This window comes from Bacteroides sp. L10-4, from assembly GCF_013373675.1.
In the GTDB taxonomy this organism is placed as follows: domain Bacteria; phylum Bacteroidota; class Bacteroidia; order Bacteroidales; family Bacteroidaceae; genus Bacteroides; species Bacteroides muris.
Genome location: NZ_JABXJH010000054.1, coordinates 17,904 through 28,413, shown reverse-complemented (window position 1 = coordinate 28,413; position 10,510 = coordinate 17,904). Strand labels below are relative to the sequence as shown.

8 protein-coding genes are annotated in these 10,510 nt (G+C 47.6%); all 8 read left to right on the top strand.

The features are described 5' to 3' along the window. The first annotated feature begins 235 nt into the window (after positions 1-235). The 8 genes from HU824_RS15660 to HU824_RS15625 all read left to right on the top strand — a co-directional run bounded on the left by HU824_RS15660 (position 236) and on the right by HU824_RS15625 (position 10,413). A complete protein-coding gene (locus HU824_RS15660; protein ID WP_176469327.1) occupies positions 236-1,408 on the top strand; it encodes a dipeptide epimerase in 1,173 nt (390 codons plus the stop codon). Beyond that, the gene (locus HU824_RS15655) at positions 1,405-2,739 is read left to right on the top strand and encodes a transglutaminase family protein (protein ID WP_176469326.1); all 1,335 of its coding nucleotides are present in this window, start codon (positions 1,405-1,407) and stop codon (positions 2,737-2,739) included. Before HU824_RS15660 ends, HU824_RS15655 begins: the two co-directional genes overlap by 4 nt. 347 nt (positions 2,740-3,086) lie before the next feature. Next, positions 3,087-4,616, top strand: coding sequence for a Do family serine endopeptidase (locus tag HU824_RS15650; protein WP_136010649.1), 1,530 nt, complete (start codon positions 3,087-3,089; stop codon positions 4,614-4,616). A 192-nt stretch (positions 4,617-4,808) separates the two neighbouring features. Beyond that, the gene (locus HU824_RS15645) at positions 4,809-5,669 is read left to right on the top strand and encodes an RNA polymerase sigma factor RpoD/SigA (protein ID WP_002561589.1); all 861 of its coding nucleotides are present in this window, start codon (positions 4,809-4,811) and stop codon (positions 5,667-5,669) included. Between the two features lie 120 nt (positions 5,670-5,789). Further along, entirely contained in the window at positions 5,790-6,188 is a 399-nt protein-coding gene (locus tag HU824_RS15640; protein ID WP_176469325.1) for a hypothetical protein, read from the top strand. A gap of 19 nt (positions 6,189-6,207) precedes the next feature. Continuing rightward, a complete protein-coding gene (locus tag HU824_RS15635; protein ID WP_176469328.1) occupies positions 6,208-7,392 on the top strand; it encodes a clostripain-related cysteine peptidase in 1,185 nt (394 codons plus the stop codon). Positions 7,393-7,567: 175 nt separating this feature from the next. After that, positions 7,568-10,045, top strand: coding sequence for an FAD-dependent oxidoreductase (locus HU824_RS15630; protein ID WP_176469324.1), 2,478 nt, complete (start codon positions 7,568-7,570; stop codon positions 10,043-10,045). An 11-nt stretch (positions 10,046-10,056) separates the two neighbouring features. Beyond that, a complete protein-coding gene (locus HU824_RS15625; RefSeq protein ID WP_176469323.1) occupies positions 10,057-10,413 on the top strand; it encodes a MarR family transcriptional regulator in 357 nt (118 codons plus the stop codon). The last annotated feature ends 97 nt before the right edge of the window (positions 10,414-10,510 follow it).

Sequence of the window (10,510 nt, the reverse complement as noted above, 5' to 3'; positions counted from 1 at the left end):
GGCATAGAGTTGAGTATTATTTTGTTTGACCACTTTAAAGATACTCATTTTCTGCGATATACAGAAAACTCTATGCCTTCTTTTATACCCTCTTATAAACTTTCATGCTGACTTGCGAAACTTAAATAAATAATAATTTAGTTGATAGTTAGGCTGTGTAAAGTTGACGTTTGGAACTGTAAGGTTCTGCTTTAGCTTTCCAGAGTAGGCTTTCAACTTTCAATTTTCAACTATTATGTCAAACAGAAGAGATTTCCTGAAAACCGCCGCTTTTGCCGCAATCGGCTCAGGCATGGCAATCAGTCATGTATTTGCCGGAGGAAATGGTGCTCCTTCCTTGTTCAACGTGAACAGCAGGGCAGGTGTAACACCCAAGATGAAATTGCGTTTCTTCCCGTATGAACTGAAATTGCGCCATGTCTTTACAGTGGCCACCCATTCGCGTACTACCACTCCCGACGTTCAGGTCGAGATAGAATATGACGGTATTATCGGTTATGGTGAAGCCTCCATGCCCCCGTACCTGCAACACGAACTAGGCACAATGGACAGTGTATTGGCTTTTCTGAAGAAGGTACAGGATGTCATCGGCCAATTCTCAGACCCTTTTCAGTTGGAAGATATACTGGCTTATATAGACAGTCTCTCGGCAGGGGATTCTGCTGCTAAAACCGCTGTGGATATCGCCTTGCACGACCTTGTGGGCAAGCTGCTGCAAGCTCCCTGGTATAAGATATGGGGGTTGGACAAGGAGAAGACTCCCTCTACAACCTTCACCATCGGCATTGATACGGCCGACGTGGTGCGTGAAAAGACGAAAGAGTGTGCCGACCGGTTCAATATCCTTAAAGTGAAGCTGGGGCGGGAGAACGACAAGGAAATGATAGAGACAATCCGTTCAGTGACAGACCTTCCGATTGCCATTGATGCCAATCAAGGCTGGAAAGACAAACATCATGCGCTCGATATGATACATTGGCTGCACGAAAAAGGAATTGTCATGATAGAGCAACCGATGCCCAAGGAACAACTGGACGATATTGCATGGGTCACCCAGCAAAGCCCGTTGCCCATATTTGCCGATGAGTCCATCCAGCGTCTGAAGGATGTGGCAGATTTGAAGGGGGCCTTTACGGGCATCAACATCAAGTTGATGAAGTGTACCGGCATGCGCGAAGCCTGGAAGATGGTGACTTTGGCACGTGCATTGGACATGAAAGTGATGGTGGGTTGTATGACCGAGACCTCTTGTGCCATTACCGCTGCCTCCCAATTCTCTCCGGCGGTGGACTTTGCCGACTTGGACGGCAGCCTGCTGATAGCGAACGACCGTTTCAAAGGTATGGAAGTTGTGAAAGGTAAGATAACGTTGCCTGATTTGCCGGGTATTGGAGTGGTGAAGTCATGAGAAAGCTATTGTATACCGTTGCTCTGTTTGTGATGGCTTCTGCATGCAGCACGAAGCCCGAGAGCAAGCCCTATAATTGGGAGGACGACCTGCACCAACGTCTGCTTACTGATTTCTGTATGACGGAATTCCAGGTGAAGGACTATATCCGCAAGTATATTCCCGACGTGACCGATGAGCAGATGCGTCAGTGGGAAGCCTCCAAAGCTTTGGAGTGCATGGTGCTGGATGGAGAGAAACGCTATTTCCGCAATGCCGGGCCTAACCTGTTTCGTGTGGACTCCACTTGCTATGACATCAAGATGGCCAAGGAAGGCACTTCGCCAAGTGGCAGCGAGAAAGTGAATATGGAGAACCTGCCCGAAATTATTTCTGCTGTGAAGAAGGAGGGCGAGGTCATTGTTGCGCCTAAGCGCATGCGCGTTACCTACACGTTGACCGTGGATACCAATGCCGTGCCTGCCGGGAAAATCATCCGTTGCTGGTTGCCCTATCCCCGTCAGGACCAGGCCCGGCAGCAGGATGTGAAATTCATTTCGGCCAGCGAACCGCAGTACACCTTTTCCTCGCCCGAGTGTCGTCACAGCACATTGTACATGGAGAAACGCGCTGTCGAAGGCGAGCCGACCGTATTCTCCGAAACCTTTGAGTTTACTGCCAACGGTGAATGGCATAATCTGAAGCCTGACGACGTGCACCCCTATGATACGACGACCTCCCTTTATAAGGAATATACTGCCGAGCGTGAGAAGCATATCGTCTTTTCTCCGCGCTTGCGCGAACTTGCTGCCAAATTGACAGCTGGTGAATCCAATCCCTACCTGAAGGCAAAACGCATCTTCCGGTGGGTGAATGACAACTTCCCGTGGGCCTCTGCACGCGAATATTCCACCATTGAGAATATCCCGGAATATGTATTGGACAACCGTCACGGAGACTGCGGCCAAGTCAGTCTACTGTTTATTACGCTTTGCCGCATCAGTGGCATTCCCGCACATTTCCAGAGCGGCTTCATGATGCATCCCCGCGCGTGGAATCTGCACGATTGGGCGGAAATCTACTTTGAAGGTGTGGGTTGGGTGCCCGTCGACCAGTCATTCGGCATTCCTGCCTTTGCCCGCAATGCCGACGAGGAATATTTCTTCCTGGGAGGTATTGACTCTTGGCGCATGATTGTGAACACCGATTACGGCATGCCGTTACAGCCCGAAAAACAGTATCCCCGTAGCGAGACGGTCGACTTCCAGCGTGGCGAGGTGGAGTGGGAGGGAGGCAACCTCTACTTTCCGCAATGGGACTACCACATGGATATTGATTACTTGAATTATTGAGGCAATATCTGCCCTCTAAAAACAGATGATGCGTTCAACCCGAACGCATCATCTGTTTGGCATAGACGCATCATCTGTTTACCCCCAATACATCATCCGTTTCGGACGAAACGGATGATGCGTCTTTTTATGCCCTATCTGTCAGTTCTTTAACAGTCGGCAATCGTACATAAATGCTAATTTGTCAGTCTTTGCCGTTAACCGCTGTTAAGCCCTAAATATTCTCTGTTAAAAGAGAACAAAAAAGAGCGACAAGCGGAATAACTGAACGTTTTTTGTCGTTATTTTAACGTCGTAATGTTAAACAAAACTCAGATATTAACAATTTAAATAATAGGAAAAATAGTATGAAACAGACAACAAAAAACATCCTTGGAGTTGCAGCTATCGTGCTCCTGAGCTCTGGAGTGGCTGGATTGACCACTTATAAAATGCTGAATAAGGAAAAGCCTGCCGCATTCAGCGAGTTGTTTCAGCAGAACCCGAATAATCTGCTGCCGGCAGCTTTTCATGCAACGGATGCCCAGCCTGTGGATTTGACACAAGCAGCGGAGAGCTCGCTCCATGCTGTAGTGCATATACGTGCCACTCAGCTGAGTAAGACTCAGACGGTGCAAGAACAGCCGGATATTTTTGACTTCTTCTTTGGAGACGGTCGTGGACGCCAGCGCCAGATACAGACCCAGCCGCGTGTAGGTTTCGGTTCGGGTGTCATCATATCCAAAGACGGATATATTGTGACGAATAATCACGTGGTGGAAGGTGCTGATGAAATCACCGTGAAACTGAATGACGACCGTGAGCTGAAGGGACGCATCATCGGTACTGACCCCAGCACGGACTTAGCATTGATTAAGATTGAAGGGGATGATTTCCCGACAATTCCGGTTGGTGACTCCGACCAGTTGAAGGTGGGAGAATGGGTATTGGCTGTAGGCAACCCCTTCAACCTGAACTCTACCGTAACAGCCGGTATCGTCAGTGCAAAAGCCCGCTCCATTGGCTCTTCCACCTCCAACGGGCAAGCTGCAAACATTCAGTCCTTCATTCAGACCGATGCTGCCATCAACCAAGGTAATAGTGGTGGTGCGTTGGTGAATGCCAAAGGCGAGCTGGTTGGCATCAATGCCATGCTCTACTCACCCACGGGTGCTTATTCCGGTTATGGTTTTGCCATTCCTACCAGCATTATGACAAAGGTGGTAGCCGACTTGAAACAGTTTGGTACCGTGCAGCGCGCTCTCCTTGGCATTAAGGGTAGTGATTTGAGCACAGACTTGCAGATGGACGAACGCTGGACTGAAGAGCTGAAGAAGAAGGCCGACGAACTTGGCGTGAAAGAGGGTGTCTATGTGGCCGAAGTTGTTGAAGGTGGTTCCGCTGCCGGCGTCTTGAAGGAAAACGATGTAATCATAGCATTGAATGGCAAGAAGATTCACAAGTTCTCGGATTTGCAGGAAATGCTGGCAAAACACCGTCCGGGCGACAAGGTGAAGGTAACGGTGGTTCGTGACAAGAAGGAAAAGGTATTCGAAATCACGCTGAAGAATGAGCAAGGCACTACGAAGGTAGTGAAGGATGCCGGAATGGAAATCCTGGGTGCAGCCTTTAAGCCCGTGTCTTCCGAGCTGAAAAAGCAGTTGAACCTGGGTTACGGGTTGGAAGTTACCGGTGTTACCAATGGCAAGATGGCCGATGCTGGTATCCGTAAGGGATTCATCATTCTGAAGGCCAACGGAGTGTCGATGAAGACGGTGGATGATTTGGAAAAGGCGATGAAAGAGGCAAGAAAGTCTCCTGAACAAGGTTTGTTCATCACCGGTATGTTCCCGTCAGGAAAGCGTGCAATGTATGCCGTTGATTTGACCCAAGAATAAAGAATAGGGATAGTTTGGTAAGAAGATTGTAATATTAGCTAACAATAGCGAAAAAGGGGGTGCCGGTACAATACATACCGGCATTCTTTTTGTTATATAGGATAAGATATAAATAAGGTGAAAAAGTTAGGATGAAATTATTGTAACAAAATAATTTGTCGTACCTTTGCAACCCAAATCTGTATTATAAGAATGAGACAACTTAAAATTACCAAAAGTATCACTAACAGAGAGAGCGCTTCTCTTGATAAGTATTTGCAGGAAATCGGTCGCGAGGACCTCATTACTGTTGAAGAGGAAGTGGAGCTCGCTCAGCGCATCCGCAAGGGTGACCGTGTTGCATTGGAGAAATTGACACGTGCCAATCTGCGTTTCGTTGTATCTGTGGCCAAGCAGTACCAGAACCAAGGTTTGAGCTTGCCCGACTTGATTAACGAAGGCAATTTAGGACTGATTAAGGCCGCCGAAAAGTTCGATGAAACACGTGGTTTCAAGTTCATCAGTTATGCAGTATGGTGGATACGTCAGTCCATTCTGCAGGCTTTGGCAGAGCAGTCGCGTATTGTGCGTCTTCCGTTGAACCAGGTGGGTTCGCTGAATAAAATCAGCAAGGCCTTCTCCAAGTTCGAGCAGGAAAACGAACGTCGTCCGTCTCCCGAAGAGCTTGCCGATGAATTGGAAATCCCTGTTGACAAAATCTCTGATACACTGAAGGTGTCCGGCCGTCATATCTCGGTAGATGCACCTTTCGTAGAGGGAGAGGACAACAGCTTGCTCGATGTGTTGGTCAACGACGACTCCCCTATGGCCGACCGCTCTTTGGTGAACGAGTCTCTTGCGAGGGAAATTGATAGAGCTCTTTCTACGTTAACCGATAGGGAAAAAGAAATCATACAGATGTTTTTCGGTATCGGACAGCAGGAAATGACATTAGAAGAAATCGGCGACAAATTCGGCTTGACCCGTGAGCGTGTGCGTCAGATTAAGGAAAAAGCAATCAGAAGATTAAGACAAAGTAATCGTAGTAAATTGCTCAAATCTTATTTGGGATAAATAAGAAATATCAGTTTCCGACAAATAGAAGGAATTAAAAACCGTACGTCTTTAGTAGGCGTGCGGTTTTTTTTATATCTTTGTCCCATTGATAATTCATAACTTATAACTCATAACTCAATGAAATACGTTCGTATACTTTGTGCCGTAGCTTTGGTTTTTGCGTTGTGTTCGGCTTTTACAATGAAAGATAAGGAAAAGGCTGTATATGCTTTTGGGGTGGCGGCTTCTTTCAATGATTCCATCGTATATTATACAGACATCCAGGTATTGGACAGCGTAGAGCTGGATAAGAATGGATTCTTGCCCAAGCGTGATTTATACACTTACCAGCTTAAGAACTATCTGGAGTACAATCTGAAGAAACCTGATTATACTTGCATGATTTATTTCTCTGAAAACAAGAAAAAGTTGGAAAAAGAGGCTGTAAAGGTAAAAGGCAAGTATAAGAAGAGTAAGAATATGGTTTTGCAGGTAGTGAAGCCCGAGGCTTTTGCATTTACAAAACCGCATGAATAATTTAGGGGATATACATATGATGAAATCCAGACTCTTTCTACTATTGTGGATGTGCTGCTCGGTTTTGCTGACAGCATGCGAAAACGAGGATCCCATACCGGAACCTCCCGTTGCTGGTAGCCGCACGGTACTGGCCTATCTGGCTTCGGATAATAGTTTGTCCGACTTTGCACTGGCAGATTTGGAGGAGATGAGGTTGGGTATGGAGAAAGTGAGCGCTAACAACGTGCATTTGCTGGTATATATAGATTCCAATTCTTCACCGCGTCTTATTGAACTAAAAAATGAGGGCGGGAAGTTGATTGAAACTACAGTAAAGACCTACGACTCCCGCAACTCCGTAGGTGTGGCTGAGACACTGGAAGTGTTTGATGACGTCTTTAAAAACTCTGACTACAGAGCCGAAAGCTATGGTCTGATTTATTGGTCGCATGGAGATGGTTGGATTCCTAATCCGCTTCCTTCTACCAAATGGGTGGGGCAAGACACAGGTTCTGGCACTCATTACATGAATATTGAAGATTTGGTTACAATATTGTCTGCTGATGCTGTTCCTCATTTTGATTTTGTCTTGTTCGATGCCTGCTTTATGCAGTCCATCGAAGTGGCTTATGCCTTGCGCAGCTTTACCGATTACTACATTGGCTCGCCCACGGAAATTCCCGGACCGGGTGCACGCTATGATGTGCTTGTTCCTGCACTGTTCTCGGATGGTGAAGTGGCATTGAAGGTAGCTGCCGCTTATTACACCCCCTACAAAGAAATTTATTTGGGACAATGGATTCAGAATGACCCTTGGAATGCTGGTGTATCTGTTTGCGTGTTAAAAAGTTCAGAACTGGAACCCTTAGCAAGCATCACCAAGCAAGTCTTGTCCGATAATACCGATAGCGACGAGCTACGTTCCATCGTCTTTGATTACGATCAACGCTCAATGCATGTCGGTTATTACGATTTTGTGGAACTGATGCAGCAGCTGACGGATGCTTCCGGATTTGCTGCTTGGAAACAGGCATATGATCTTGCTGTTCCCTATTGGCAGACTACTCCTAAGAATTGTTCTGGTTCTACCGGTATGTTCTCTATGGAAGGTTCCAGCGGTGTTTCCCATTACATCCCTTCATCTTCCCACCAGTCGGCTGCAGTCGCTTATCGTTCCACAGAGTGGTATAAATCTGCCGGCTTCTCCAATCTTGGTTGGTAACTTATAGAAAATTTGTATACAGAACGGATTATTATAGGTGTAACAACTTGTAATAATCCTTTTTTTATGTCCGTTCTCATTAAAAATAAGTCTATTAATGATATTTTCCTTTGGAAATTATGTTTTGTCGAAAATAATTCCTTTCTTTGCATCGTCAAACTTAAAAACAAAGAATATGAAATACGTAATCATTGGCGGTGTAGCAGGTGGAGCCACGGCAGCCGCCCGACTGAGAAGAGTGGACGAAATGGCTGATATCCTTTTATTGGAGAAAGGCCCTTATATCTCGTATGCTAATTGTGGTTTACCTTATTATATAGGCGGAGTGATAGCAGAGCGTGAGAAGTTGCTGGTGCAGACGCCCGAATCTTTCGGCAAGCGTTTCCGCATTGATGTGCGCGTGCAGAATGAAGTAATTGCCATTCGTCCCCAAAACAAGACCATTACCATACGCAATGCTGAAGGCAAGGAGTACGACGAAAGCTATGACAAACTTTTGCTTTCTCCCGGTGCCAACCCTGTGAAGCCTCCTTTGGAAGGAATCGATTCCGAAGGCATCTTCACATTGCGCAATGTAGAAGATACCGACCATATCAAGGCTTATATCTCGGACAAGCAGGTGAAGCGCGCCGTGGTTGTAGGTGCCGGTTTCATTGGATTAGAGATGGCAGAGAATCTGCATCACGCCGGTGTTCATGTGTCTGTAGTTGAAATGGGTAATCAGGTGATGGCGCCTATTGATTTCTCCATGGCGGCACCCATCCATCAACATCTGTTGCAGAAAGGCGTCTCCCTCTATCTGGAAGAAGGCGTAACCCATTTCAAGCGTACGGACAATGGAATCACTGTATTCCTGAAAAGCGGAAAGACCATTCTTGCCGATATGGTGCTGCTCTCCATCGGTGTGCGTCCTGCCACTGTATTGGCGCAACAAGCCGGCTTGAAGCTGGGCGAAATGGGCGGTATCTGGGTAGACGAACACTTGGAGACTTCCGAAAAAGATATCTATGCCGTGGGCGATGCCATCGAATACCCCCATCCGCTGACCGGAAAGCCCTGGCTCAATTACCTGGCAAATCCTGCCAACCGCCAGGGACGTATCGTTGCTGATAATATGGTGTTCGGCAATACCGTCTCTTACGAAGGAGCTATCGGCACCTCCATTGCCAAAGTATTCGACATGACGGTAGCCTCTACGGGTCTTGCAGCCAAACGCTTGAAGCAGTGGGGAATGGAATACCAAAGTTCGGTAACTCACTCGGCGTCTCACGCCGGTTACTATCCGGATGCCCTGCCTTTGACTTTGAAACTGACTTTTCATCCCAAAACCGGTAAACTCTATGGTGCGCAATGTATCGGTTACGAGGGAGTGGACAAGCGAATCGACCAGATAGCCGGACTCATCAAGCGGGGTGGCACAGTCTACGATTTGATGGAGACGGAGCACACGTATGCACCTCCTTTCTCCTCGGCCAAAGATCCCATCGCCATTGGCGGATATGCAGCATCGAACATTATCAGCGGTGCCATGCCCGTCATCTCTTGGCGCGAGTTGGTGGAAGAGAAGGATAAAGTGATGCTGATAGACACCCGTACGCCCGAGGAGTTCTCTTTCGGCACCATTCCGGGGGCTGTCAATATTCCATTGGACGAAATACGCGGGCATTTGGCAGAGATACCTACAGACAAGCCGGTAGTCCTTTTCTGCGCTGTGGGTCTGCGCGGTTATCTGTCCCTGCGCATCCTGATGGGACGCGGTTATCGCAATGTGTGCAATCTGATAGGTGGTTATAAGACTTATTCTACGGCAACAGCGCCTCTGCCGTCTCCATCTGTTCCGGCGGGCGGTGGCTCTTCTTCTGCTTCTTCGGTCGCCTCTGCTGACGACGGTGCTCCTGCAGCGGCATCTACCTCCAAAAAGGAACCGTTGAAGATAAACGCTTGCGGCTTGCAATGTCCGGGCCCCATCATGCAGGTGAAGAAGGCGATGGACAGCATTGCTGCGGGTAAGCGTGTGGAGATTGTGGCTACCGATGCCGGTTTTGCCCGCGACGCTTCTGCATGGTGCGATACGACGGGAAATAAATTGATAGAGACGTATGACGAGAAGGGACGCTATACGGTAGTCATCGAGAAAGGCGCTCCGGCTTGCGCATCCGTTTCCAACACTCCCGTAGCTGGGGGTAGGGGAAAGACGCTGATTTTGTTCAGTGACGACCTGGACAAAGCGCTGGCAACCTTCGTACTGGCAAACGGAGCAGCGGCAACGGGACAGAAAGTAACCATTTTCTTCACCTTCTGGGGGCTGAACGTCTTGAAGAAAGTGCAGAAACCCAGTGTGCAGAAAGACTTCTTCGGCAAGATGTTCGGCATGATGCTGCCGTCCAGCTCTTTGAAACTGAAGTTGTCGCAGATGAATATGTTTGGCATGGGCAGCCGCATGATGCGCTTCCTGATGAAGCGCAAGGGAGTGGATTCTTTGGAGTCGTTGCGCTCGCAGGCATTGGCGCAGGGAGTGGAATTCATCGCTTGCCAGATGTCTATGGATATGATGGGCATCCAACAAAAAGAACTTCTGGATGAAGTAACTATCGGTGGCGTGGCTACCTATATGGAACGTGCGGACAAGTCAAATGTGAACTTATTTATATAGGAGGACGAGATATGGAGACTTTATGTAAAATCCGTGATGTTTATCGGGCTATTTCCGAGTTCGAGGTGCAGTTTGCGCAGATGTACGATTTATCGCTGAATGAAGGAATGCTGTTGTGCACGTTGCTCAATACTCCTAAGCTGACCTCCAGTGAGATAGCCGAGGCGCTGGGTTTGTCTGCCTCCAACACTTCAAAGGTCATTCGCTCTGTCGAGGGAAAGAAGCTCATTACCCGTCTGATAGGTAAGGAGGATAAGCGCCAGATGCGTTTTTCTCTTACGACAGAAGGCAAGAACCGGATTTCGGATATTAAGAATGCTACTTTCGAATTGTCGGGGTTGTTGCAGCAGGTGGTCAGCCTCGTATAGTTTTGTGTAAAAGCGGATTAATATCGTGTTTGCAGGAAGTTAATATCCTGCGGACACGATATTTGTTTCTTGTATGACACGTTGTTAATTTCTTGTA

Coding starts and splice junctions, on each gene's coding strand:
- HU824_RS15655 (WP_176469326.1), top strand. CDS start 1,405: ATGAGAAAGCTATTGTATACCGTTGCTCTGTTTGTGATGGCTTCTGCA.
- HU824_RS15640 (WP_176469325.1), top strand. CDS start 5,790: ATGAAATACGTTCGTATACTTTGTGCCGTAGCTTTGGTTTTTGCGTTG.
- HU824_RS15650 (WP_136010649.1), top strand. CDS start 3,087: ATGAAACAGACAACAAAAAACATCCTTGGAGTTGCAGCTATCGTGCTC.
- HU824_RS15625 (WP_176469323.1), top strand. CDS start 10,057: ATGGAGACTTTATGTAAAATCCGTGATGTTTATCGGGCTATTTCCGAG.
- HU824_RS15660 (WP_176469327.1), top strand. CDS start 236: ATGTCAAACAGAAGAGATTTCCTGAAAACCGCCGCTTTTGCCGCAATC.
- HU824_RS15645 (WP_002561589.1), top strand. CDS start 4,809: ATGAGACAACTTAAAATTACCAAAAGTATCACTAACAGAGAGAGCGCT.
- HU824_RS15630 (WP_176469324.1), top strand. CDS start 7,568: ATGAAATACGTAATCATTGGCGGTGTAGCAGGTGGAGCCACGGCAGCC.
- HU824_RS15635 (WP_176469328.1), top strand. CDS start 6,208: ATGAAATCCAGACTCTTTCTACTATTGTGGATGTGCTGCTCGGTTTTG.